Below are 25,389 nucleotides of genomic sequence, written 5' to 3'. Positions count from 1 at the left end.
GGCCGGACCGATCAGTAGCGGTAGTGTTCCGGCTTGTACGGGCCGGTGGTCTTCACGCCGATATAATCGGCCTGAGCCGTCGACAGCTCCGTCAGCTCGACGCCGAGCTTGGCGAGGTGCAGGCGGGCGACGCGCTCGTCGAGATGCTTCGGCAGGACGTAGACGTCCTTGTCGTAGGCGTCCGGACGGGTCCACAGCTCGATCTGCGCCAGCACCTGGTTGGTGAAGCTGGCGGACATCACGAAGCTCGGGTGGCCGGTCGCGTTGCCGAGATTCAGCAGACGGCCTTCCGACAGGAGGATCATGCGCTTCCCGTCCGGGAACTCGATCATGTCGACCTGCGGCTTGATGTTGGTCCACTTGTAGTTGCGCAGCGCCTCGACCTGGATCTCGTTGTCGAAGTGGCCGATGTTGCCGACGATCGCCATGTCCTTCAGCGAACGCATGTGATCGAGGGTCACAACGTCCTTGTTGCCGGTGGTGGTGATCACGATGTCGGCGGTCGGGGCCGCTTTCTCCAGGGTGACGACCTCGAAGCCGTCCATGGCGGCCTGCAGGGCGCAGATCGGATCGATCTCGGTCACCTTGACGCGGGCGCCGGCGCCGCGAAGGCTGGCGGCCGAACCCTTGCCGACGTCACCATAGCCGCAGACGACGGCGGTCTTGCCGGCCATCATCACGTCGGTGCCGCGACGGATGCCGTCCACAAGGCTCTCCTTGCAGCCGTACTTGTTGTCGAACTTCGACTTGGTGACGCTGTCGTTGACGTTGATCGCCGGGAACGGCAGCAGGCCCTTGGCCTTCAGCTGGTACAGACGGTTGACGCCCGTGGTGGTCTCCTCGGAGACGCCGCGGATCGCATCGCGCTGCTTGGTGAACCAGCCGGGGCTGGCGGCCATGCGCTTGCGGATCTGGGCGAAGAGGATCTTCTCCTCCTCCGAACCCGGGTTGGAGAGCACGTCCTCGCCGGCTTCGGCGCGGGCGCCGAGCAGGATGTACATGGTGGCGTCGCCGCCATCATCGAGGATCATGTTCGCCGTGCCTTCCGGGAAGAGGAAGATGCGGTCGCAATAGTCCCAGTACTCTTCCAGCGTCTCGCCCTTCTCGGCGAAGACCGGGATGCCGGCGGCGGCGATGGCGGCAGCGGCATGGTCCTGGGTCGAGAAGATGTTGCAGGAGGCCCAGCGGACCTCGGCGCCGAGCGCGACCAGCGTCTCGATCAGCACGGCGGTCTGGATGGTCATGTGCAGCGAGCCGGCGATGCGGGCGCCCTTGAGCGGCTTCTTCTCGCCGAACTCCTCGCGGCAGGCCATCAGGCCCGGCATCTCGGTCTCGGCGATGTCGATCTCCTTGCGGCCGTAGTCGGCCTGGGAGAGATCCTTGACGTAATAATCGGTTGCGGTGGTCATGCGTATCGTCCGCTCGCTTTTCGTTTGAAACAGCACTTGCCCGTCCGGAACGGGGTCCGGGACAGGAATTTCCCGAAGGGGCGACCGGCAGCAGCCGGCAGCGCCCGTGTCCTGGGGCACCCTGGGGCTGCCCCGGAATTCGTCTTTCTGGCGCGTCTTGCACGATCATGTGTGGCGCCGGAACACGGGCCTTTCGGCCCCTTGTCCGGCGCGGACAACGCCTTGCGCCGGATGCAGGCAGCCGGCGGATGCCCGGTTTATAGGCCGGAAACCGATACAAAGCAATAAGGATATAAAGATTTCTTTATGTCCTTTTCAGTCGAAGGCCCGGTGCCTGTCCCTTGGGTTAACGAAGCGCCAACAGATCATGGAAGCATGCGGCAACACTCCGCCCCCCCTCTCGGCCACCCTTCTGGCCAGAGGTACGCAGAACCGGACTCCAGCGGGGCCCTCGGCAAGCCCGGAGATAGGGTGTTCCGGCCAAGACCTCTCCTCGGCGTCTTCCCGGACGAGGCCGAAGGCCGAAGATCCGGGATCGGGGAGGCATGGCGGCTCCGGTGTCGTTCGGGGGCATGTGCCATAGGCCCTCGGCTCACCGGTCCCGGCTCGGCGCTGGCGCGCCGTCCGGGAGGACGAAGGAGAGGCCGGAGCAATTTAGCTAGATGGAAGAAGGCAGCGAAGCCTCAGTCGGTCTCGCCGAAGCCGCTTTCCACCAGCTCGGAGATGGCGGCGAGCGCGCTTTCCGCCTCCGTGCCGGTGGCGGAAACGCGGATCGAGCAGCCGGGGCTGGCCGCCAGCATCATCAGGCCCATGATGGAATTGCCGCCGACCGACTGGCCGTCCTTCATCACCACCACCTCGGCGTCGAAGGTTTCGACCAGCTTCACCAGCTTGGCCGAGGCCCTGGCATGCAGGCCGCGCCGGTTGACGATCTTCAGGTCGCGGGTGAGCCCGGCCGCTTGCATCTGGTCCATCATCCCGTCACCCCTGGCCCGACAGAACCTGGCTGGCAACGGAAATGTATTTCTGGCCGGCCTTGCGGGCCTCGTCCACCGCCTCGGCGATGGCGCTTTCGCCGCGCACGCTGGCCAGCTTGATCAGCATGGGCAGGTTGACGCCGGCGATGACCTCGATGCTGGTGCCGTCCATGACGGAGATGGCAAGGTTCGACGGGGTTCCGCCGAACATGTCCGTCAGCAGCACCACGCCGGAGCCGTCATTGACGCTCTCCACGGCCGTCAGGATGTCCTGCCGGCGCTGCTCCATGTCGTCGTCCGGGCCGATGCAGATCGTCTCGACCCGGTCTTGCGGGCCGACGACATGCTCCAGCGCAGACTTGAATTCTTCCGCCAATCGTCCGTGCGTAACAAGTACGAGACCGATCATGCCCTGTCCGTCGTTTGTCCGTCCGTCCGGTCCGCCTTCAGCGGCCGGCGTGGCGCATACCACAATGGACTTTTTCCGGATATCCCGCCGATCCAACGACCGGTAGAAATACCTTAGCCTCTTGCAGTCTTGCGCCGCTGCGACCCGCGGGCCGCACGCGACGGAGCGCTCCCCGCCCCCGGTCGTTCGATGCCGGGCGCCCAATGTCGGCAAGGTAACGCTGCAGCGCAAGAAAAATCGGACCCGGCCCCCGGCTTTTTCGCAAGGTCCCGCGCGGATGCGACAGGGACCCTGACGCAGCGCCCCCGGATCAGGCCCTGTCGGAGGCCCGGCCCGTCAGTACGGCCAGCACGTCGAGCGCCGTGTCCTGCTCGTGCCCGCAGGGCACGGCAAGGCGCGCAAGCGCGATCCCGCACAGGGTGACGCGCATCGCCTCGCTCTCCGGCATGCGCTCCAGCTCGCCCTCCGGCACCAGGTCGACCACCAGCCGCACCACGGCGCGCGGCTCGGCCGCGACCTCAACGATCCCTTCGCCGCGCCGCTCCCACAGGCCCGCCAGCGGCGGCGGACAGCTCGCGATCAGCCGGCCCGAGCGGGCGGCAAGCGCCACCCGGTCGTCGGCCACCGCCAGCGCCAGCAGGCCGCGCAAGCGCGCCTCGCTGAGGATCCGCTCGCCGAGGCGCGACTTGCCCGCGCCCGAGCGGCCGCGGATCAGGATGCCGGCACTGCCGACCAGGATGCAGGAGGCATGAACCGTGTCGCCGCCGCTCATCCCCGGCTCTCGGCCGGCAGGCGCACGGTGAAGCGGGCGCCGTCGATGCGGGTCTCGCCGGTCTTGGCGTCCACCGTTTCGCGGTTGGCGACCGAGATCGTGCCGCGATGAGCCTCGACGATCTGGCGCGAGATCGACAGGCCGAGGCCGGAATTGTTGCCGAAGCCCTCGGATTCCGGGCGGTCGGTATAGAAGCGCTCGAAGATGCGCTCGCGCAGCTCCGGGCGCACGCCCGGCCCGTCGTCGTCCACCATGATCTCGACCATGTCGGCGGTTCGGTTCGCCGTCACCCGCACCGTGCCGCCGGGGGGCGAGAAGGAGCGGGCATTGTCGATCAGGTTGTTGACCACCTGGCCGAGACGGCTGTCATGGCCGAGCACCCGGTAGGGATGGTCGCGGCGCGAGGAATTGATATGCACCTCGACCCGCGCCTCGCCGGCCGCCGCCCGTTCGTTGGCCAGATCGCACACGCCCAGCAGCAGCGTCGAGATGTCGATGGGCTCGGCATCGGCGCGGGCCAGTTCCGCATCCAGCCGCGAGGCATCGGAAATGTCGGTGATCAGCCGGTCGAGCCGGCGCACGTCGTGCTGGATGACCTCCATCAGCCGCTCGCGCGCCTGCGGCTGCTTGGCCAGCGGCAGCGTCTCCACCGCGCTGCGCAGCGAGGTCAGCGGGTTCTTCAGCTCGTGCGCCACGTCCGCGGCGAAGGTCTCGATCGCGTCCATGCGGTTGTAGAGCGCGTTGGTCATGTCGCGAAGCGCACTCGCCAGATGGCCGATCTCGTCGCGCCGCTCGGAGAATTGCGGGATCTCCTCGCGCGACTTGATGCCCCGGCGCACCCGTTCGGCCGCCGCCGCCAGCCGCCGAACCGGGCCGGCGATGGTGCCGGCCAGCAGGATCGACAGCACCATGGTCACCGTCGCGGCGACCAGGAACACGCGCACGATGCCGATGCGCTCGGCCCGCACGATGGCGTCGATGTCGCCGCCTTGCGTCGACAGCAGCAGCGAGCCCAGCACCGCGCGGAAGCGCTGCACCGGCACCGCGACCGAGACGATCAGCTCGCCGCGCGAGGACACGCGCACCACGCTGGCGGGCGAGCCGGCGAGCGCTGCCTCCACTTCCGGATAGGCCCGCCCGTTGCCCGCGCCGATCTCCTCGTAGAGCGGCAGGTCGCCGCGGCGGAACCACAGTTTCACGTCGGCCCAGATCTGGTCCCACAGGCCCGGTTCCTCGGTGGTCGGCGGCGGCAGGTCGAAGCGCAGGATCTGGCCGCGCGCGTAAAGATGCCGGGAATCGAGGATCAGGATGCCTTCGGGATCGTAGATCCGCGCCCTGGTGCGGGTCGGCGAGATCAGCCGGCGCAGCACCGGGGCGACGCGCTCGGGATTGATCGGAAAGTCGGTCAGCCGCGAGCCGTCGGTCGGCGAGACGCTTTCGCCCGCCTGCAGCTGCAGCAGCTGCTCGGGATCGACCATCAGCCCGTCGGTCTCCACCGTCGCCGAGGCGGCGATGGCACCGGCGATGATCTCGCCCTGGGTCAGGAGGCTCTGGACGCGGGCATCGATCAGCCCGGCGCGGAACTGGTTGAGATAAAGGATGCCGCCGACCAGCGCGCACAGGCCGGCGAGGTTCAGCACCAGGATGCGGCGGGTCAGCGAGGAGGTGAGATAGGGCGAGATCGAGCCGGCGATGCGCGACAGGATGCGCCTGCGGAAGCGGCGCTGACTGTTGGGACCGCGGGCAGCAGCCGGCGCGCCCCCGGCCTCGGCCGGAGGAGACGTCCGCCGGTCGGCCTCATGCTCGGCACGCCCGCTCGTGTCCACCTCAATCGCCATTCATCTTTCCCGGCACTTTCCCCGACCGGGGCCGTCCCGGCCACGCCTTGCAGGCACGCCGCCCCGCCTGCGTCGCGCATCGACCGGGCGGGCGCGGCGCTGCCGTCAGCCCTCGCGGAAGCGGTAGCCGACGCCGTACAGCGTCTCGATCATGTCGAAGCTGTCGTCGACCAGCTTGAACTTCTTCCGCAGCCGCTTGATATGGCTATCGATGGTGCGATCGTCCACATAGACCTGATCGTCATAGGCCGCATCCATCAAGGCGTTGCGGCTCTTGACCACGCCCGGACGATGGGCGAGCGCGTAAAGGATCAGGAACTCGGTGACGGTCAGCGTCACCGGCTGGCCCTTCCACATGGAGGTGTGGCGCTCCTGGTCCATGATCAGGTCGCCGCGCTCCAGCAGCTTGTCGCTTTCCTGCTTGCTCGTCGCCGGGTCGCGCGGCTGCACGCGGCGCAGCACCGCCTTGACGCGCTCCACCAGCAGCCGCTGCGAGAACGGTTTGCGGATGAAGTCGTCGGCGCCCATCTTGAGACCGAACAGCTCGTCGATCTCGTCGTCCTTGCTGGTCAGGAAGATCACCGGCAGGTCGGACTTCTGGCGCAGCCGCCGCAGCAGCTCCATGCCGTCCATGCGCGGCATCTTGATATCGAAGATGGCAAGATCCGGCGGATCGGTGATCAGCCGGTCGAGGGCCGAGGAGCCGTCCGTATAGGTATGGACCCTGTATCCTTCGCTCTCCAGTGCAATGGAGACCGAGGTCAGGATATTGCGGTCGTCGTCTACGAGTGCGATCGTCGGCATGGTCGAAAGCCCTGAACCCGTTCTTCTTGTTCGCTCGTCTTGGTTTATCAGCCTTGCGGGTGCAAATGCGCATAAATTATGGCGATGCCCGGCAGCAATCGCCGACCGCTACAGCGGAACCACCGGCGAAAGGCGCCGCATCGCGCTCTGGCGCGCGAAGCGCAACGACAGGCCGGTGAAGGAGACGATGATGCCGGCGATCAGCCCGCCGATCAGCCCGCCCGCTCCGACCGCCAGCACGATCGCCATCACATAGGCGACCGGAATCGCGATCAGCCAGAACGCCCCGATCTGCCACAGGGTCGGCCACCACACGTCGCCAAGCCCCCGCAGGGCGCCGATGGTCACCGCCATCGCCGCGTCGATCGACAGCATGAAGCCGGCGACGAAGAGCGCCTGCGCCGCCGCCTCGACCGTCCGCGGGTCGGAGGTCACGGCCCTTGCCGCCGTTTCCGGCGACAGCAGGAACAGCAGCGCCACCGGCAGCGGCCACAGCCCGCCGAGCGCGATGCCCGTCCAGCCGGCGCGCCCGACATTGGCCATGTCGCCCTCGCCGAAGGCCCGGCCCACCCGGATCGCCGTCGCCCCGCCGGTGCCGATGGCCATCATGAAGGTCAGCGTGACGAGGCTCATCGTCGTCTGGTAGGCGGCAAGCTGCGCGGTACCGAGCCAGCCGGCCATCATCACGACGGTGGCGAAGGCGGCGCTTTCCACGCCCTGGGCAAGGCCCATCGGCAGGCCGAGCCGGCGCAGCAGGCGCGCATCCGGGTCCGCCCACAGGCCGAGCGCGGCCGCCCCGGCGCTGCGGCGCGGCAGGATGCGGAACGTGTCGTCGCGCCGGGCCTGCATCGCCAGGATGGTCAGGATGGTCAGGCCGGCGAGCGTGCGGGCGATGGTGCTCGCCATCATGATGCCTTCCGCCCCGCCGGCGGCGAACCAGCCGCCCCAGCCGTAGCCGAGCAGCGCATTCAGCGGCACGTTGACGAGATTGGCAGCCAGCATGATCACCATGCCGGTCTTGGGCCGGCCGGTCGCCTCCATGAACAGGTTGCAGGCGACGAAAAGCAGGATGCCCGGCATGCCGAAGCCGAAGGCGTGCGAGACGCGCGCGGCGCCCGCGGCCAGGTCCGCGTCCTGTCCCGTTGCCAGGAAGAACGGCTCGGCCAGCATCGACAGGAAGAGACAGATGAGGCCGAGCGCCAGCGCATGGGCGAGCGAGGCGCGCAGCACCGCGCCGGCGCGCGGGGCATCGCCCGCGCCCAGCGCCTGCGAGGCCAGCACGGCGGTGGCCTGCAGTGCGCCGACGGCGACCATCATCAAGGTCAGCTGCGGCGCGACGCCGAGGCCGAAATAGGCAAGGTCGGCAGCGCTCGCCCGCCCCACCATCACCGTGTCGACGGTGAACATGATGACGAGCGCCGCGCGCGACACGATGATCGGCAGCGCCAGCGCCACGGTTGCGCGGAAATGATGCCCCGCCGAAGCGGGAGCGGGACTGCGAAGTGTCGACATCTTGGCCTGACGGGTGAGACGGAAAAGGCGGGAAGCGGGCGCGAAGCTGTCTTGCGCCGGGCAATCGGGCTCCGACCATAGCCGAAAGCGCCGGGCCGGTCAGCCATGCGAATCCGCCATGGTCCGGCCCGTCCCGCGGCCCGGTTTCGCGACCATTTGGCGCGGTTCCGAACGGATGATCCGCGAATGATCTGATATGAAACGAGTATTCCACCGGAACCGGCGCCGGAACACGTATTATTTTTCCTTAAAAAATAATTATAACTGCAGAAACGGTGAATTAAATCGATTTAATCTCGAACCGGCCACCTTCGTTGCGCTTGTTGATTTGGGGGCCATCCACTAGGTTCGCTCTGCCAAAAGCGAAAAAGACAGCAGGGCCGGACCCGACACGGGGTCGACGGCCGTTCCGTGCGCCGGCACCAGGGCCGCCGGCAGTTCACACGCTACCGGACTCATATTGCGAAATCGCGACAGGACGCATATCGCGGCAGCCGGCAGTCTCAGCGGTCCACGAAGGACCGGTCGAACCAAATACGATACAGGGATCTCGGAAACATGGCGGATCAGGGCGTAGAGCTTTCTTCGAAAGACGCTGGCATGTGCGGCTTGAAGGAGCTCGGCGGACTTCATCGCAACCTCACGGCACCGGCGCTCTATGAGCATGCGCTGCGCCGCGGGGAGGCCGTCGTCGCCGATGGCGGCGCGCTCGTCGCCGACACCGGCGTCCACACGGGCCGCTCGCCGAAGGACAAGTTCATCGTCATCGACGACACCACCCGCGACACCGTGTGGTGGGACAATTCCAACTCCATGAGCCCCGAGCAGTTCGCCGCTCTCCATGCCGACATGGCAGCCCATGCCAAGGGCATGTCGCTCTATGCGCAGGACCTGCATGGCGGCGCCGATCCGGTCCACCGCATCAAGGTGCGCGTCTTCACCGAATACGCCTGGCACTCCCTGTTCATCCGCAACCTGCTGATCCGCCCGGATGCGTCGGAGCTGGCGGATTTCGCCCCCGAGATGACGATCATCGACCTGCCGAGCTTCCGCGCCGATCCCGCGCGCCACGGCTGCCGCAGCGAGACGGTGATCGCCTGCGACTTCACCAACCGCATCGTCCTGATCGGCGGCACCTCCTATGCCGGCGAGATGAAGAAGTCCGTCTTCTCGATGCTGAACTTCCTGCTGCCGGCCAGCCGCGTCATGCCGATGCACTGCTCCGCCAATGTCGGCGACGAGGGCGACACGGCCGTGTTCTTCGGCCTGTCCGGCACCGGCAAGACCACCCTTTCGGCCGACCCGACCCGCACGCTGGTCGGCGACGACGAGCATGGCTGGGGCCCGGACGGCGTCTTCAACTTCGAGGGCGGCTGCTACGCCAAGACGATCAAGCTGTCGGCCGAGGCGGAGCCGGAGATCTACGCCACGACCCAGCGCTTCGGCACCGTGCTGGAGAATGTCGTGCTCGATGAGCAGACGCGCGTTCCCGACTTCGACGACGGCTCGAAGACCGAGAACACCCGCTGCGCCTACCCGATCCACTTCATCTCCAACGCCAGCCCGACGGGCCGCGCCCCGCACCCCAAGAACATCATCATGCTGACGGCGGATGCCTTCGGAGTGCTGCCTCCGATCGCGCGGCTGACCCCGGCCCAGGCGATGTATCACTTCCTGTCCGGCTACACGGCGAAGGTCGCCGGCACCGAGAAGGGCGTGACGGAGCCGCAGGCGACGTTCTCCACCTGCTTCGGCGCGCCGTTCATGTCGCGTCATCCGTCCGAGTACGGCAACCTGCTGCGTTCGCTGATCGCCACCCATGAGGTCGATTGCTGGCTGGTCAACACCGGCTGGACGGGCGGCGCCTACGGCATCGGCAACCGCATGCCGATCCGTGCCACCCGCACGCTGCTCTCCGCCGCGCTGGACGGTTCGCTGCGCGACGTCGAGTGCCGCACGGACGCGAATTTCGGCTTCGCCGTTCCGGTCGAGGTTCCGGGCGTCGATCCGAAGATCCTCGACCCGCGCTCGACCTGGGCCGACAAGGAGGCCTACGACGCGCAGGCCGCCAAGCTGGTGGACATGTTCGTCACCAACTTCGCCAAGTTCGAAAGCCATGTGGACGGCGCGATCCTCGCTGCTGCCCCGTCCTTTCGCGCCGCGGCCGAATAACGCCGCAGCGGACAGCTGACACGTCGAAGGGCGCCGCAGGCTTGCGGCGCCCTTTTTCTTTGCTGCAGCTGTGTGCGGGGAGCGACCGCCGCCCTCCTTGCACCACCCTTCCCGTTCGTCATTCCGGCCAAGCGAAGCGCGAGCCGGAACCGGGGAGGCACGGCGGCGGTGGAATGGTTTCGGAGCGCACCTCATGCGCCCCCGGCTCGCCGGTCCCGGATCTTCGGCCTTCGGCCTCGTCCGGGAAGACGCATGGAGGGACACGCGCACTCCCGCAACCGCTCTGGCAACCAATAGGCCCCGGCTGTCACGCCTGCGCAGGCAGGCGTCCAGTATCCGCCGGAGCGAATGGTGGCGCGAAGCCAGCTGCGTTCCGGCAACAGCGCCGAAGCTCAGGCTGAACCGTCCGGGGTTACTGGATCCCGGTCTTCGGCTGCGCCGAAACCGGGACGACACCTTGAGAAAGTGGCACCACCTTCCCTCACCCGCCGACGTTGCTCCGCCTCTCCTTCGTCTTCCCGGACGAGGCCGAAGGCCGAAGATCCGGGAAGATGTTGGGAGGGGTTGCAGCAAAAACACCCGCCAAGGGAGCCAATGGGTCCCGCACCCGCGCTGGAGCGCTGTGCGCGATGACGAGGAGAGGCCATCCCCTTCCGACCAAAGGCCAGCGACGGGAAGCCTGTGCAGGTCGCCGGCCTCGGCCTATATTCGAGGCAACGAAGGAGACGGACATGCAACAGGATGCAATCCGGACGGACATCGATCCGCTGGTTCTGGCGGAAAGCTGGAGCCGCGACGGGCGCCGCGTCGCCCTTGCCACCGTGGTCGAGACCTGGGGCTCGGCGCCGCGCCCGGTCGGCGCGCATCTCGTCATCGATGCGGACGGAAACTTCGAGGGCTCGGTGTCGGGCGGCTGCGTCGAGGGCGCGGTCGTGGCCGAGGCGGCCGAGGTGATCGAGACCGGCAAGCCCGCCATGCTGGAATTCGGCGTTGCCGACGAGACCGCCTGGCGCGTCGGCCTGTCCTGTGGCGGGCGCATCCGCGTCTATGTGGAGCCGGTGGCACGGCCGTCCTGACCCGCGCGCGGAAGGTCCCTTCCGCGCCATCCGCCTTGCCTGCCTCAAGGTGCTGCTCGCCGGCGCCTCCCCATTTTCAGGACCGCTTTCATGGACCTACAGCTCCTTGCCCGTTTCAACGCCGCCCGCAGCGGCCGCAAGCCCGCGATCCTCGTCACCGAGATCGGCAGCGGCGCCCAGCGCCTCGTCGCCCCAAGCGACATCACGGACGCCGATCCGCTGGCGGCGGAGCTGCGCGCCAGGCTGAGGTCCGGCAAGTCCGGGCTGGTCGAGCTTGCAGGCGGCGGCCAGGCCTTCCTGACCGTCAGCGTGCCGCCGCCGCGCATCGTGCTGATCGGCGCCGTCCATATCAGCCAGGCCTTGGTGCCGATGGCGCAGATCGCCGGCTTCGATGTGACCGTCGTCGACCCGCGCACCGCCTTTGCCACGCCCGAGCGGTTTCCGGACGGCACGCTGCTCGCCGAATGGCCGGCCGACGTGCTCGACCAGCTGGCGCTCGATCCCTACACCGCGCTCGCCGCGCTCACCCATGACCCGAAGATCGACGACGTGCCGCTTGCCGCCGCGCTGTCGGCCGGGTGCTTCTATGTCGGTGCGCTCGGCAGCCGCAAGACCCATGGCAAGCGGCGCGAGCGCCTGCTGGAGGCCTGCGTGACACCGGCCGCTTTCGACAGCATCGATGCCCCGATCGGCGCCGATATCGGCGCGGCCTCGCCGGCCGAGATCGCCGTAGCCGTGCTCGCCAACATCATCGCCGCCCTTCGCAAGAGCCCCGAACCCAAGGGAGAGGGAGGCCGGCCGTGAAGTTCGGCCCGCTCGCCACGCGAGAGGCGGAAGGCGCCCTGCTCGCCCACACGCTGCGGCTTGCTGACGGCGCGCTGAAGAAGGGCCACCTGCTCACCGCCAGCGACATCGCACGGATCGCGGATGCGGGCATCGCGGAGGTCGTTGCCGCCCGGCTCGGCCCGGACGATTGCCACGAGGACGAGGCGGCGCGGCGCATCGCGCAGGCTGCGTCCGGCGGCGGCATGACGCTGGAGCCGCCCTTTACTGGCCGCGTCAACTTCCATGCCGATGCCGACGGCCTGCTGGTGGTCGACAGGGACGCGGTCGACCGGACCAACCGCATCGATCCGGCCATCACGCTGGCCACCTTGCCCGCCTACGCCCGGATCACCCGTGGCCGCATGGTGGCGACGGCCAAGATCATTCCCTTCGCCGCGCCGCGCGCCGATGTGGAGGCCGCCTGCCAGGCGGTGCGCGGGGCAGTGCGCGTCGCCCCGTTCCGCGCGCGCCCCGTCGGGCTGGTCGCAACCCAGCTTGCGCATCTCAAGCCCGCCACCCTCGACAAGACCCGGCGGATCACCGAAAGCCGCCTGGCCGTCTATGGATCGCAGCTCACCCGCGAGCTCCGGGTCGCCCACGAGGCGGGCGAGACGGCCAAGGCCATCGCCGCGCTGATCGCGGACGGGGCGGAGCTGGTTCTGGTCTTCGGCGCCTCGGCCATCGTCGACCGGGAGGACGTCATCCCGTCCGCGATCCGGCAGGCCGGCGGGACGGTCACGCATTTCGGCATGCCCGTCGACCCGGGCAACCTGCTGCTCGTCGGCGAGGTCGGCGGAGTGCCGGTTCTCGGCGCGCCGGGCTGCGCCCGCAGCCCCAAGGAAAACGGCTTCGACTGGGTGCTCGACCGGCTGATGGCGGACCTGCCGGTCACCCCCCATGAGATCACCGGCATGGGAGTCGGCGGCCTCTTGATGGAGATCGGCACGCGGCCGCAGCCGCGCGAGGTGGCGCGCGAACCCGCACGCGAGGCGACGCTGGAGCCGCTGCAGGCGGCACCGCGCGGTCGGCGGATCGAGGGCATCCTGCTGGCCGCCGGGCAGTCGCGGCGGGCGGGCGGCGTCAACAAGCTTCTGGCCCGGATCGGCGGCCACCCCCTGGTGCGCATCGCTGCAAGGGCGGCGCTGGCAAGCGGGCTGTCCCGCCTCACCGTGGTGACCGGCCACATGGCCGAGCAGGTCGCCGACGCGCTTGCCGGGCTCGATGTCGCGCTGGTGCACAATCCCGACTATGCCGACGGCATGGCAGGCTCGATCCGCACCGGTATCAAGGCCCTGGGACCGGATGCCGATGCCGCGATGATCCTGCTCGCCGACATGCCGGGCATCGACGGCCCCGTTCTCGACCGGCTGATCGAGGCCTACCGGCCGGATGAGGGCGTCACCCTCGTGCTTGCCACCACCCACGGCAAACGTGGCAATCCGGTCCTTTGGGACCGCAGCCATTTCGACGCGCTGGCGCGGCTGGAGGGCGACACGGGCGCCCGTCACCTGATCGGGCAGAACGCCTCGGCCATGCGAGAGGTGGAGATCGGCGAGGCCGCGCGCCTCGATCTCGACACGCGCGAGGCGCTGTCGGCGGCCGGCGCGGACTTCGGCGAAACGCCTTCTCCGCGCCCGTCACCAAACTGAAAAACTTCGAAGGATTGACGTTTTCTCCGCGATGGACAGTAATAGGACTGTTCCGCGCTCGCAGATACTGACGAGGGCGGAGCGGGAGCGGCTGCCCGTCAGGAGGAGGAGACGGCATGACGGCATCCATGACACGGCGTGCGCTGCTGGTCGGCGCCGGTGCGATGGCGACGAACATTTCGCTGCCCATGCCTGCATTCGCGTCCTCGAAATGGTTCGACGGGGCCGCCTCCGACAACGGGTTCCAGTATCGGCGCACCAATTTCTCGGTGATCAAGCCGCACTGGCGCCGGCAGATGGTCAAGTATTTCTCGCAAGAATCGCCCGGAACGGTGGTCGTCGATACCCGCAACCACTTCCTTTACTGGATCTGGGAAAACAACACCGCGCTGCGTTACGGCGTCGGCGTCGGGCGCGAGGGCTTCCAGTGGTTCGGCCGTGCGCAAGTCCGCCGCAAGTCGCTGTGGCCGCGCTGGGTGCCGCCTCCGGAGATGCGCAAGCGCCAGCCCGACCTGCCGAAACTGGTCGAGGGCGGCGCCCCGAACAACCCGCTGGGGCCGCGTGCGCTCTACCTGCACCACGACAGCGGCGCCGATACCGGCTACCGGCTGCACGGCACGCTGGAGCCCTGGAGCATCGGCAGCGACGTCTCGTCGGGCTGCATCCGCATGTTCCCAGAAGACATCATCGACCTCTACCAGCGTTGCCCCGTGGGAACCCGCGTATCGGTTCTGGAGCATCTGGGCGCCGGCACCCCGAAGGATCAGGAGCGCACGTGACCGTCTTTCCGATGCCCGAAACCGGCCGCCCCGCCGCGCGGCCGCGCGCCCCGCTCTCGCCCCTGCTTTTTGCCGGGCTCGTCGCCTCGGCCCTGTTGGCCGGCTGCAACACGGTCGAGAACGTCGCCTCACCGGACGTCACCAACGCGCCGGTGCTCGGCTTCGCCAACATGGAGCCGGGCAGCGAGGAAGCCTTCATGCTCAATGTCGGGCGGCGGACCTATTTCACGCCCGGCTCGGCCGACATCGACGAGACGGCGCGCATGACGCTCGACAAGCAGGCCGAGTGGCTCAAGACCAACCGGACCTGGTTCGCCAAGATCCAGGGCTTTGCGGACGATCCGGGCAGCGCCGGCGACAACACGGCCCTGTCGACGCGCCGGGCCAATGCGGTCATGGCCTATCTGGTCGGCAAGGGCGTTTCGCCGAACCGGCTCTGGGCCAAGGGCTACGGCACCGAGCGCAAGGTGCGCGACTGCGCCGAAGAAGAATGCAAGGCGCAGAACCGCCGGGTGGTCACCAACCTTCGCGAAGAACGCGAACGGTGAAGTAAGACTGCAACCGCTCGGCATTAACCACATCGCTGCACTGCAATATAGGCATGGCTCCCATGCCGGAGATGCGTTTGGCCTTTGGCAATGTGACACCTATATTACAGTCATCGGATCGATGCCGGGCCTTGGCCCGGCTTTTTTGACGCGCGGCCGCTGGCAGGCGCTCCTGACACCGATGCCTCGGCAAGCCCCGTGGATCGCGCTTCGGAGTGAAAGGCGTCACCAGACTGAAGGACAGGACGATGACCGAACTCCGTTTGCCGCGCGCCGGCCAGTGCAAGTGGGCCGAAGGCACCGGCGGCAACTACACCTTCCCGTGCCGCAACCGCGTCGAGGCGGGGATTTCCTACTGCAGCGAGCATCACGCGCTGGTGTATATCTCCCCCGAGGAGCGTCGCCGCAACCGCGAGAACACCCCGGTCGCCTTCAAGGCGCAGCGCCGCATCGCCGCCTGATACCGACGCCGGCGCTTGTCCCCGCTTCGCGCGGAGCGAGATTGCGCGAGCTGTCGCAAAAAACACGAAAATTGAGACGGGATTTTGCAAAATCCGTCTCGAAATTTGCAAAGCCAGTTTGATGAAGACGCCCGGCGGGACACCGACCGGGCGTCTTTCGTTTGTCCCCGTGGGCGGGATGGGGGACACGGCAGGCTGTCCCCGCCCGCCCCCGATGCGAGAGGGGCAAGATCCGCGCAAGGCCGGGATGCGTAACCGGGAAGAGACCCTTCTTTCCCCGCAGCTCCCGCGAGCCATGACCCAACCTGTCCTCATCCCGATCCTCGGCGACCAGCTCTCCTTCGGCCTCTCGGCGCTGCAGGACGTCGACAAGAGCGCCGCACGACTGCTGATGATGGAGGTCGCTGAGGAAACGACCTACGTCCCGCATCATCGCAAGAAGATCGCCTTCATCCTGGCCGCCATGCGCCATCACGCCGCCGCCTTGCGCCGGGCTGGCTGGCAGGTCGACTATGTCGAGCTCGACGATCCGGACAATACCGGCAGCTTTGCGGGCGAGATCGGCCGCGCCGTGGCGCGGCACGGCCCCTCGCGGATCCGGGTGACCGAGCCCGGCGAATGGCGGGTGCTGGAGATCTTGCGCGGGCTTGAGAGCGAGCACAATCTGCCGGTCGATATCCTGCCCGACAGCCGTTTCCTGTGCAGCGCCAAGGAGTTCGCCGCCTGGGCGGACGGCCGCAAGCAGCTGCGGATGGAGTATTTCTACCGCGAGATGCGGCGCAAGACCGGGTTGCTGATGGAGGGCGACGAGCCCGCCGGCGGCCGCTGGAACTTCGACAGCGAGAACCGCAAGCCGGCGGACACCGACCTCTTCATGCCGCGCCCGCTGGACTTTGAGCCGGACGCGACGACGCGGGCGGTGCTGGAACTGGTCGAGGCGCGCTTTCCGGACGGGTTCGGCACGCTCACCCCGTTCCGCTTCGCCGTCACCGCCGAGGACGCCGAGGCGGCGCTGGAGCGCTTCATCAAGGAGGCCCTGCCGCGTTTCGGCGACTATCAGGACGCCATGCTGACCGGGGAGAAGTATCTCTACCACTCGGTCCTGTCGCCCTACATCAATGCCGGCCTGCTCGACCCCTTGCACGTCTGCCGCGAGGCGGAGCAAGCGTTTCTGGACGGTGCCGTGCCGCTCAACTCGGCCGAAGGGTTCATCCGCCAGATCATCGGCTGGCGGGAATATGTGCGCGGCATCTACTGGCTGAAAATGCCGGACTATGCGGACGCCAACCATTTCGGCGCGAGCCGGCCGCTGCCGGACTTCTACTGGAGCGCGGAGACGAAGATGGCCTGCCTGCGCGAGGTCGTCGGCCAGACCCGGGACGAGGCCTACGCGCATCACATCCAGCGGCTGATGGTGACCGGCAACTTCGCGCTGATCGCCGGCATCGACCCGCACCAGGTGCACGAGTGGTATCTCGCGGTCTATGCGGACGCGTTCGAATGGGTGGAGCTGCCGAACACGGTCGGCATGAGCCAGTTCGCCGATGGCGGGCTGCTCGCCTCCAAGCCCTATGCGGCGAGCGGCAACTACATCAACAAGATGTCGGACCATTGCCGCGGCTGCCAGTACGACGTGAAGGACCGCACCGGCGAAAACGCCTGTCCGTTCAACGCACTGTATTGGGACTTCCTGATCCGCAACCGCGAGAAGCTCGGCGCCAATCCGCGCCTTGCCCAGCCCTACCGGACCTGGGACCGCATGTCGGCGGAGACCCGCAAGGACTATCTCAACGCCGCCGCGCGCAGCCTGAAACGGCTGGAGGCCGGCACGCTCTAGGTCGCGTGCCCGCTAATCCTGAAGCCCAAAAACATCAAGGCCTCCCGGACGGGTGTCCGGAAGGCCTCGACAAGACAATTCCCTGCCGGGTGCGACCCGGCCGGAAGCTTACTTCGGACGCTTGGAGCCGTAGAGCGAACGGCGCTTCTTACGGTCCTTGACGCCCTGGGTGTCGAGCACGCCGCGGATCACGCGGTAGCGCACACCCGGAAGGTCGTTCGGGCCGCCGCCACGCACGAGCACCACGGAGTGCTCCTGCAGGTTGTGACCCTCGCCCGGGATGTAGGCGGTGACTTCATTGCCATTGGTCATGCGAACACGCGCGACCTTACGAAGAGCCGAGTTCGGCTTGCGCGGCGTCGTGGTGTAGACGCGGGTGCAAACCGCGCGCTTCTGCGGGTTACCGCCCAGCGCGGGGGTCTTGGACTTCTTGACGGTCGGCTTACGGTTCAGGCGAACCAACTGGTTGATTGTCGGCATAGGTTGCTTGCAGCTTGTTTTTGAGGAATGTCTTGGCCGCTTCGTATAGGGGGGGCGGCCCGCTTTGTCAAAGGGAGAATCCCGCTTCCCGGCGTTTTCCGCCGCGTCGGAATGCCCGCGGCACGATTCCGGCGTCCGGTTTCGAGCCTGGAGCATTCCGGCCGGCGGGCCGAAGAGCGTCAGACGTCCAGGTTGGCGACCGCGAGGGCGTTCTCCTGGATAAAGGCGCGCCGCGGGTCGACATCGTCGCCCATCAGCTTGGTGAAGATGTCGTCGGCGGCATCCGCCTCGCGCACCTTCACCTGCAGCAGGGAGCGCACGTTCGGATCGAGCGTGGTTTCCCAGAGCTGCTCGGCATTCATCTCGCCCAGACCCTTGTAGCGCTGCATCGCGATGCCCTTGCGCCCCTGGACGAAGACCGCGTCGAGCAGTGCGCGCGGGCCGCGAATGGCCGTCTCGCTGCCCTTGCGGGCCAGCGTCGCGGCCTTGACGTAGACCTCCTGCAGGTTCTGGGTGCGGGCGTCCAGCTTGCGGGCGTCGGCCGAGCCGAGCAGCGCCGCGTCGATGGTCGCCGCCTCCCGAACACCGCGCACCGTGCGCTCGAACACCAGATCGCCGTTGTCGAGCACCTTGCCTTCCCAGCCGCGCTCGAACTCGTCGGCCAGAATGTCCAGCCGGCGGGCGATATAGGCGGCCGCTTCCGCCGCGCGCACCGGATCGTCGTGCACGTCCGGGTTCAGCGCGCCGGCGATGGCCGCCTGCTCGACCACGTCGCGGTCGTAGCGCGAATGCAGGCCGTCGAGAATCCCGGCGACCGCCCGTGCCTTCTCGACCACGTCGCGCAGGTCGTGTCCGCTGCGCACCTCGCCGCTGGCAAGGGTCAGCGTGCAATCCTCCAGGCCCGTGTCGATCAGGTAGTTCTCGAGCGCTTCCTGATCCTTCAGGTACTGCTCGGAATTGCCCCGCTTCACCTTGTAGAGCGGCGGCTGGGCGATATAGACGTGCCCCTGCTCGATCAGATCCGGCATCTGCCGGAAGAAGAAGGTCAGCAGCAGCGTGCGGATGTGGGCGCCGTCGACGTCGGCGTCCGTCATGATGATGATCTTGTGGTAACGCAGCTTGGCGAGGTTGAACTCTTCCTTGCCGATGCCCGTGCCGAGCGCGGTGATCAGCGTGCCGATCTCGTTCGACGACAGCATCTTGTCGAAGCGCGCCCGCTCCACGTTGAGGATCTTACCGCGCAGCGGAAGAATCGCCTGATTCTCGCGGCTGCGGCCCTGCTTCGCGGAGCCGCCGGCCGAATCGCCCTCCACCAGGAAGAGCTCGGACTTGGCCGGGTCGCGTTCCTGGCAGTCGGCAAGCTTGCCGGGCAGCGAGGCAACGTCCAGCGCGCCCTTGCGCCGGGTCAGTTCGCGCGCCTTGCGCGCCGCCTCGCGTGCCGAGGCGGCCTCGACGATCTTGGAGACGAGCACGCGCGCCGGCGCCGGGTTCTCTTCCAGCCACTCGGCGAGCGCGGCGCTGATGGCGTTCTCGACCACCGGACGAACCTCGGACGAGACCAACTTGTCCTTGGTCTGGGACGAGAATTTCGGATCCGGTACCTTGACCGAAAGCACGCAGGTCAGCCCCTCGCGGCAATCGTCGCCGGTCAGCGAGACCTTCTCCTTCTTGAGGATGCCCGACTGCTCCGCATAGCCGGTCATCTGCCGGGTCAGCGCGCCGCGGAAGCCCGCGAGATGGGTACCGCCGTCGCGCTGCGGGATGTTGTTGGTGAAGCACAGCACCTGCTCGTGGTAGCTGTCGTTCCACCACATGGCCGCCTCGACCGTGATGCCGTCCTTCTCGGTCCGCAAGACGATCGGCGCCTCGATGAGCGGGTGCTTGGCCCGGTCGAGATAGCGCACGAAGGCCTCCAGGCCGCCCTCGTAGAACAGCTCGACGGCCTTCTCCTCGACGCCGCGGCGGTCGGTCAACAGAATGCGCACGCCGGAATTCAGGAAGGCGAGCTCGCGCAGACGGTGCTCGAGCGTGCCGAAATCGAACTCGATGCGAGTGAAGGTCTCCGGCGAGGGCAGGAAGGTCACCTCGGTTCCCTTGCGCCCTTCCGCCGGGCCGACGACCGCCAGCGGGGCCTCGGCCTCGCCGTTGCGGAAGCGCATGCGGTGCTCGTTGCCGGCACGCCAGATGCGCAGGTCGAGCCAGGTCGACAGGGCGTTCACCACCGAAACGCCGACGCCGTGCAGGCCGCCCGACACCTTGTAGGAATTCTGGTCGAACTTACCGCCGGCATGCAGCTGGGTCATGATGACCTCGGCAGCGGACACGCCCTCCTCGGAGTGCAGGTCAGTGGGAATGCCGCGGCCGTTGTCGGTCACGGTGACCGAGCCTTCGGCGTTCAACGTCACGGTAACGCGGTCGGCGTGGCCGGCCAGGGCCTCGTCGATGGCGTTGTCGACCACCTCGTACACCATGTGGTGGAGGCCGGAGCCGTCGTCGGTGTCGCCGATATACATGCCCGGGCGCTTGCGCACCGCATCAAGGCCCTTGAGAACCTTGATCGAGTCGGCGCCGTAATCGTCTGCGCCGTTGGTGGCTTGCGGTTCGCTTTCGCTGCCCGTCGGAGTGTCGCTCATTCGAATCAAACGCTCGCTGGATCTTGTGTGTCGTTCAGTTATACGGGCTTGCAACAGGGGTTCAACCGGCTGTCGCCAAGCTTTCCGGCCACTTTCGGCCCCTTGCGCACCGTCCCGACGCGGGAGGCGCCGCCCTGTTTCGGGGCAGGCCGGATGCGCCTTGGTTTTCCCGTTTCAAGTCAATGCGTTACCGGCGCATTCCGATCTCTGCCGATCACCGCGTCGCAACCGCGACCGCGGCCCCTGCCATGACCGAGCCCGCGACCCTGTTGAGAAGTCGCACGGCCCTTGGGCTGGCGAGCATCTTCCGCGCCCGCTCGGCAAGCACGCAGTATCCGCCCAGAACCACGGCAAGCACCGCAAAGGTGATCAGCGACAGCTCGGCATACCCGAGCACGGTCACCGTCTCCAACGCGATGATGTTGGGCAGGAGCGCCAGATAGAAGACCATCACCTTGGGGTTTCCCATGGTGACGGCGAGGCCACCCATGGCCAGCGCGAAGGGGCTTTCCTTGCGCACCGGGCCGAGCGTTGCCAGGCCGCCATCGGCCGGCGCCGTCCACATCTTCCAGGCTAGATAAGCCAGGTAGAGCGCACCGGCATATTTGAGCATCAGGAATACGGTGCCGAATGTCTTGGCCAGCACGGCCAGTCCCGCCACGGCAAAGCCCAGCCAGATCACGTCGCCGAGCGCGATGCCGAAGCAGAAGGCAAAAGCCCCCTCGCGGCCGCGCGCGAGCACCCGTGCGACAATGGCGGCGATGCCGGGTCCGGGAATGACGGCCGCGACGAACAGGGCCGCAGCGAAGACGAGCAGCGCGGAAACATCCATGGAAAGCGTAATCCTGCAAGAGACCGGAGAGCGAGCCTGACAGCGGCGCCGCAAGCGGCCGTTCAGTCCTTCATATAGGGTGAAATGGTCGATTGTGCGACCTGGAGAATCTGGCTGCCTGCGGGAAGATCGACGAAGAGCTGACTGTCGGTGCCGGTCATCAGCACCTGCAGCCCCAGTTCCGACAGACGAGAGAACAGAGCCTTGCGCCGGCCGGGGTCGAGATGGGCCGCAACCTCGTCCAGCAGCAGCACCGGCGTCATGCCGGCGGTCTGCGAAGTCACCTCCGCATGGGCCAGCACAAGACCGATCAGCAGCGCCTTCTGCTCGCCGGTGGAGGCAAGCGCCGCCGGCATGTCCTTGGCAAGGTGGCGGACCGCAAGATCGCTGCGATGGGGGCCGTAAAGGGTGCGCCCGGCGGCGCGGTCGCGCATGCGGGTCGCGGCCAGCTGCTCGCGGTAGCGGTCCTCGATGTCGTAGGCGGGCACGCCCTCGCAGTCGCGCTCGAACTCGCCGGCGAGCTCCACCCCGGCCAGCGGGAAGGGAAGGCCGAGATCGCCCTGCTGGCGGATCCGCGCCTGCAGCAGCGCGACGGTCTCGCGCCGGGCGAAGCCGACGGCAACCGCAAGCGGGGCAAGCTGCGCCTCCACCGCGTCGAGAAATGCGGCAGACCCGCCCTCTTCCAGCAGGCGGTTGCGGGCCCGCAGGGTCTTTTCCAGATCGGCGACGCGGCGGCCGTGTCCGGGATCGATCGCCAGCACGAGCCGGTCGAGGAAGCGGCGGCGGTCGCCGGCCGGGCCGGTGAACAGCCCGTCCATCGCCGGCAGCAGCCAGAGCACCCGCATGTAATCGAGCAATTGTTCCGAGGAGCGGGCATCCGCGCCGTCGATGCGCACCCGTCGCCCGGTTTCGCCCGGGGCATGGCCGACGCCGATCCGGGTCTCGCCGGCCGCTCCTTCGACGCGGGCGGCAACGCTCCAGCCGGCAGCCGCGCCCTGCCGGCGGATGTCGTCGAGCTGGGCCCGGCGCAGGCCCCGTCCGGCCGTCAGCAGCGAGACCGCTTCCAAAAGGTTGGTCTTGCCCGAGCCGTTGTCGCCGACCAGCGCCACGAGGCGGGCGCCGAATGCGACGCTCGCCTGCTGATAGTTCCTGAAATCGGTGAGTGTCAGGCTGCTGAGGGCAACCTGGACCGGCTCGCCCATCCGGCCTCCATTACGGGTCGCTTGCCTGCGGCTCGCCTGCAGGGCCGTTCAAGGCGCACGCGGCACCAGATGTCGGCCGCGGGCAAAAGCCCGGCTGCTGCTAGACGCGCATCGGCATCAGGACATACAGCGCGTCTTCCACGCCCTTGTCCTGGATCAGCGTCGGTGCGCCGGCATCGGCCAGGCGGAAGCAGGCGGTGTCGCCGCGCAGCTGGCCGGTGATCTCCAGCAGGTAGCGGGAGTTGAAGCCGATCTCCAGCGGATCGCTGTCGTAGTCGATGGCCAGTTCCTCGGTCGCCGAACCGCTGTCCGGGTTGACCACCGTCAGGATCATGCGCCCTTCGGAGATCGCCAGCTTCACGGCACGGCCGCGCTCGGAGGAGATGGTGGACACGCGGTCGACGGCTGCCTTGAACTCGTCGCGCTCGACCAGCATTTCCTTGTCGTTGTTCTGCGGGATCACCCGGCCGTAGTCCGGGAAGGTGCCGTCGATCAGCTTGGAGGTCAGGATCACATCGCCGGTGGTGATGCGGATCTTGGTCTCGGAGATCTCGATGGCGGCTTCCGCGTCCGGCGCTTCCAGCAGCTTCTGGATCTCGCCGACCGTCTTGCGCGGCACGATGATGCCCGGCATGCCAACGGAGCCGTTCGGCGCCGGGATCTCGGCGCGTGCCAGCCGGTGACCGTCGGTTGCCACCGCGCGCAGCCGGTCGCCGCCGTCGGTCGCCACCGAATGCATGTAGATGCCGTTCAGATAGTAGCGGGTCTCCTCGGTGGAGATCGCGAACTGGGTGGCATCGATCAGCGAGCGCAGCTCGCGAGACGCCAGCGTGAAGCGATGGGTGAACTCGCCGGCGGTGATGTCCGGGAAGTCGGTCTCGGGCAGCATCTGCAGGGCAAAGCGCGAGCGGCCGGCCCGGATCTCCAGCGTCGCATTGTCCGACGAGGTCTCCAGCGCCACCTGCGCGCCCTCGGGCAGCTTGCGGACGATGTCGTAGATCATGTGCGCGGGCACGGTGGTCGCGCCTGGCTGTTCGACCAGCGCCGCGACCTTTTCCGAAATTTCCAGATCGAGATCGGTCGCCTTCAGCAACAGCTGTCCGCCGTCGGCGCGCAACAGCACGTTCGACAGGATCGGGATAGTGTTGCGGCGCTCGACGACACGATGAACATGGGTCAGGGACTTCAGAAGATCGGTCCGCTCGAGGGTCACTTTCATTGCATCGTCCATTGTCGAAAATCGTGGGAACCGCGACGGTCAAATGGGCGAAGACACTGCCCTTTTGCGCTGCGAAAAGCAAGTGCCGGCGATCCTTGGCAAATGCCTTGCGAAAACCGCAAGCGGGCGGCCCTCCCCGACAAGGGGATGCCACCCGCGATGCCTGCCGGATGAAGGATCAGGCGTCCAGCATCCGCTTCAGGAGGTCGAGCTCCTGCGCGAGCGCGGTGTCGGATCGCGCGAGGTCCTCGATCTTGCGGACGGCGTGCAGCACGGTTGTGTGGTCGCGGTTGCCGAAGCGGCGGCCGATCTCCGGCAGCGAGCGCGGGGTCAGGACCTTGGCGAGATACATGGCGATCTGCCGCGGGCGTACGATGGTGCGGGTACGGCGGGCCGACAGCAGATCGGCCTTGGACACGTTGTAGTGCTTGGAGACGATGCGCTGGATGTCCTCGATCTTCACCCGGCGCGGCTCGGCATTGCGCACCAGATCGCGCAGCGTCGCCTCGGCCATTTCCTGCGTCACCGGCTGGTTGGTGAGCTGGTTGTGGGCGATCAGGCGGTTGAGCGCGCCCTCCAGGTCGCGGCCCGAATTGCCGACATGGCGCGCGACGTAGTCGAGCACGGCCTCCGGCACGGCAAAGGTGGCATGCGAACGGCGCACGCAATCGATGCGGTTGGTCAGGATGGCGCGGCGCAGGCCGAAATCGGGCTCGGAGATCGAGACCACGAGGCCGCCGGCCAGACGCGAACGCATGCGATCATCGAGCGTCTCGAGATCTGCGGGCGGACGGTCGGCAGCGACCACCACCTGGCGGGCACCGTCGATCAGCGCGTTGAGCGTATGGCAGAATTCCTGCTGGACCTGCTTGCCGTGCAGGAACTGCATGTCGTCGATCAACAGCAGGTCGATGGTGCGCAGCGTGTCCTTGAACGCAAGGGCGGACTGGGCCTTCAGCGCCGCGACGAAGCGGTACATGAAATGCTCGGCCGTAAGATAGAGCACGCGGCGGCCCGAGGCCTGCGCCGCCGAGGCGACGGCCTGCATCAGGTGCGTCTTGCCCAGGCCCACCGACGCGTGGATGTAGAGCGGGTTGAAGGTCACGGCCGCGGCGGTCGCGACCTGACGGGCGGCGGCCAGGGCCAGCGCGTTGGACTCGCCCTCCACGAAGGAATCGAACGTATATTTCGGGTCGAGCGAAGCGCCCTCCAGACCGTCGGAGCCTTCGCGCGGGGTCGCAGCCGCAGGCCGCGCCACACCGGACGAGACGGTCTCGACCCTGCCCGAGGCGGGGCTTTCGACAAGCTTGATCTGCTGGGACGCCCGCGGGGCCGCCGGCACGGGGCGCGCCACGCCGCCAACCGCCGGGCGGGCACGCACGGCGCCGCGCACGGTCAGCTCGATGCGATGAACGTCGTCGCACTCGTGCTTCCAAAGGCCCATCAGCCGCTCGCGGTAGTGGGACTGGATCCACTGCTTGAGAAACCGGGTCGGCACGGAGAGCCGCACGGTGCCGTCGGAGTGGTCCTCCAGATCGACACGGGCAAACCAGCTGGTGAAGACATCCTCGCCGAGCTCGGCGCGCAGGCGCTTTTTGACGCGTGTCCAGTGATCAATTCCTGCGGTCTCGGATGCCGGCAGTTCCTGCAAGTTCATCGTGATCGCCTCCAAATGGTCAACGAGATGCTCCGCCGCCGCAGAACCCGTTGCACTTGTTGTGTTTTTCGCCGTTTCGGCGCGGTCTTGTCGCAGGCCGTCATCGGCCCGCCAGGTGTCGCAAGAGCGACAGGTAACCCTCGCCGGGTGAGCGCTGCCCGCCCGGCTTGAAATCTCTTCTGCCCCTTGGGGCTTTCCGTGCCTCAACCTCCTGCGGGTCACGTGGGCGATTGATCGGCCCCGGATACGGGCGGGTCGCTAGATGCGAGAGGGCCGTACGGCGCTTGCGCGCTCGACG

At 67.5% G+C, this 25,389-nt stretch carries 21 protein-coding genes; 8 read left to right on the top strand and 13 right to left on the bottom strand.

What is annotated here, in order from left to right:
- Positions 1-11 precede the first annotated feature (11 nt).
- From ahcY to H7H34_RS01390, 7 genes are all read right to left on the bottom strand, one after another.
- Complete coding sequence (gene ahcY / locus H7H34_RS01420; RefSeq protein ID WP_120270494.1) at positions 12-1,409, bottom strand: adenosylhomocysteinase; 1,398 nt, start codon at positions 1,407-1,409, stop codon at positions 12-14.
- 683 nt (positions 1,410-2,092) lie between these two features.
- A complete protein-coding gene (locus H7H34_RS01415; protein ID WP_120270495.1) occupies positions 2,093-2,386 on the bottom strand; it encodes an HPr family phosphocarrier protein in 294 nt (97 codons plus the stop codon).
- Positions 2,387-2,390: 4 nt separating this feature from the next.
- On the bottom strand, positions 2,391-2,795 hold the full coding sequence (locus H7H34_RS01410) for a PTS sugar transporter subunit IIA (protein ID WP_120270496.1): 405 nt from the start codon (positions 2,793-2,795) through the stop codon (positions 2,391-2,393).
- A gap of 310 nt (positions 2,796-3,105) precedes the next feature.
- Complete coding sequence (locus H7H34_RS01405) at positions 3,106-3,567, bottom strand: HPr kinase/phosphorylase (RefSeq protein WP_185924008.1); 462 nt, start codon at positions 3,565-3,567, stop codon at positions 3,106-3,108.
- Positions 3,564-5,405 (bottom strand): sensor histidine kinase, encoded by a 1,842-nt coding sequence (locus H7H34_RS01400; protein ID WP_120270498.1) that lies wholly within the window; start codon positions 5,403-5,405, stop codon positions 3,564-3,566. Before H7H34_RS01400 ends, H7H34_RS01405 begins: the two co-directional genes overlap by 4 nt.
- A 105-nt stretch (positions 5,406-5,510) precedes the next feature.
- On the bottom strand, positions 5,511-6,209 hold the full coding sequence (locus H7H34_RS01395) for a response regulator transcription factor (RefSeq protein WP_067223449.1): 699 nt from the start codon (positions 6,207-6,209) through the stop codon (positions 5,511-5,513).
- A gap of 108 nt (positions 6,210-6,317) precedes the next feature.
- Positions 6,318-7,721: an MATE family efflux transporter gene (locus H7H34_RS01390; RefSeq protein WP_185924007.1), complete on the bottom strand. Its 1,404-nt coding sequence runs from the start codon at positions 7,719-7,721 to the stop codon at positions 6,318-6,320.
- Between the two features lie 558 nt (positions 7,722-8,279).
- Here H7H34_RS01390 and H7H34_RS01385 point away from each other — a divergent pair.
- The 8 genes from H7H34_RS01385 (at position 8,280) to H7H34_RS01350 (ending at position 17,068) form a co-directional block, all read left to right on the top strand.
- Positions 8,280-9,893, top strand: a complete 1,614-nt coding sequence (locus H7H34_RS01385) for a phosphoenolpyruvate carboxykinase (RefSeq protein WP_120270500.1) — start codon at positions 8,280-8,282, stop codon at positions 9,891-9,893.
- A gap of 731 nt (positions 9,894-10,624) precedes the next feature.
- Entirely contained in the window at positions 10,625-10,969 is a 345-nt protein-coding gene (locus tag H7H34_RS01380) for an XdhC family protein (RefSeq protein WP_185924006.1), read from the top strand.
- Positions 10,970-11,059: 90 nt separating this feature from the next.
- On the top strand, positions 11,060-11,773 hold the full coding sequence (locus H7H34_RS01375) for an XdhC family protein (RefSeq protein WP_185924005.1): 714 nt from the start codon (positions 11,060-11,062) through the stop codon (positions 11,771-11,773).
- Positions 11,770-13,443, top strand: a complete 1,674-nt coding sequence (locus H7H34_RS01370) for an NTP transferase domain-containing protein (RefSeq protein ID WP_185924004.1) — start codon at positions 11,770-11,772, stop codon at positions 13,441-13,443. The genes H7H34_RS01375 and H7H34_RS01370 overlap by 4 nt, the downstream gene beginning before the upstream one ends.
- 116 nt (positions 13,444-13,559) lie before the next feature.
- On the top strand, positions 13,560-14,222 hold the full coding sequence (locus H7H34_RS01365) for a L,D-transpeptidase (RefSeq protein WP_185924003.1): 663 nt from the start codon (positions 13,560-13,562) through the stop codon (positions 14,220-14,222).
- Positions 14,219-14,770: an OmpA family protein gene (locus H7H34_RS01360; protein ID WP_371811336.1), complete on the top strand. Its 552-nt coding sequence runs from the start codon at positions 14,219-14,221 to the stop codon at positions 14,768-14,770. Before H7H34_RS01365 ends, H7H34_RS01360 begins: the two co-directional genes overlap by 4 nt.
- 248 nt (positions 14,771-15,018) lie before the next feature.
- On the top strand, positions 15,019-15,231 hold the full coding sequence (locus tag H7H34_RS01355) for a hypothetical protein (protein WP_158194652.1): 213 nt from the start codon (positions 15,019-15,021) through the stop codon (positions 15,229-15,231).
- 295 nt (positions 15,232-15,526) lie between these two features.
- Entirely contained in the window at positions 15,527-17,068 is a 1,542-nt protein-coding gene (locus H7H34_RS01350) for a cryptochrome/photolyase family protein (RefSeq protein WP_185924002.1), read from the top strand.
- A 108-nt stretch (positions 17,069-17,176) separates the two neighbouring features.
- Here H7H34_RS01350 and rpsL read toward each other — a convergent pair whose 3' ends face one another.
- The 6 genes from rpsL to dnaA form a co-directional block, all read right to left on the bottom strand.
- Positions 17,177-17,548 carry a 30S ribosomal protein S12 gene (rpsL, locus tag H7H34_RS01345; protein ID WP_067223430.1) on the bottom strand — a complete coding sequence of 124 codons (372 nt, stop codon included), beginning with the start codon at positions 17,546-17,548 and terminating at the stop codon, positions 17,177-17,179.
- A 179-nt stretch (positions 17,549-17,727) separates the two neighbouring features.
- The gene (gene gyrB, locus H7H34_RS01340) at positions 17,728-20,181 is read right to left on the bottom strand and encodes a DNA topoisomerase (ATP-hydrolyzing) subunit B (protein WP_120270506.1); all 2,454 of its coding nucleotides are present in this window, start codon (positions 20,179-20,181) and stop codon (positions 17,728-17,730) included.
- Positions 20,182-20,395: 214 nt separating this feature from the next.
- Positions 20,396-21,013, bottom strand: coding sequence for a LysE family translocator (locus H7H34_RS01335; RefSeq protein WP_120270507.1), 618 nt, complete (start codon positions 21,011-21,013; stop codon positions 20,396-20,398).
- 62 nt (positions 21,014-21,075) lie between these two features.
- Positions 21,076-22,215 (bottom strand): DNA replication/repair protein RecF, encoded by a 1,140-nt coding sequence (gene recF / locus H7H34_RS01330; RefSeq protein ID WP_185924001.1) that lies wholly within the window; start codon positions 22,213-22,215, stop codon positions 21,076-21,078.
- A gap of 100 nt (positions 22,216-22,315) precedes the next feature.
- Positions 22,316-23,434: a DNA polymerase III subunit beta gene (gene dnaN / locus H7H34_RS01325; RefSeq protein WP_067223421.1), complete on the bottom strand. Its 1,119-nt coding sequence runs from the start codon at positions 23,432-23,434 to the stop codon at positions 22,316-22,318.
- Between the two features lie 178 nt (positions 23,435-23,612).
- Positions 23,613-25,091, bottom strand: coding sequence for a chromosomal replication initiator protein DnaA (gene dnaA / locus H7H34_RS01320; protein ID WP_185924000.1), 1,479 nt, complete (start codon positions 25,089-25,091; stop codon positions 23,613-23,615).
- Positions 25,092-25,389 lie beyond the last annotated feature (298 nt).

Source organism: Stappia sp. 28M-7, assembly GCF_014252955.1.
In the GTDB taxonomy this organism is placed as follows: Bacteria; Pseudomonadota; Alphaproteobacteria; order Rhizobiales; family Stappiaceae; genus Stappia.
The sequence above is the reverse complement of the archived record's forward strand: the minus strand, read 5'-3'. Positions and strand labels throughout refer to the sequence as shown.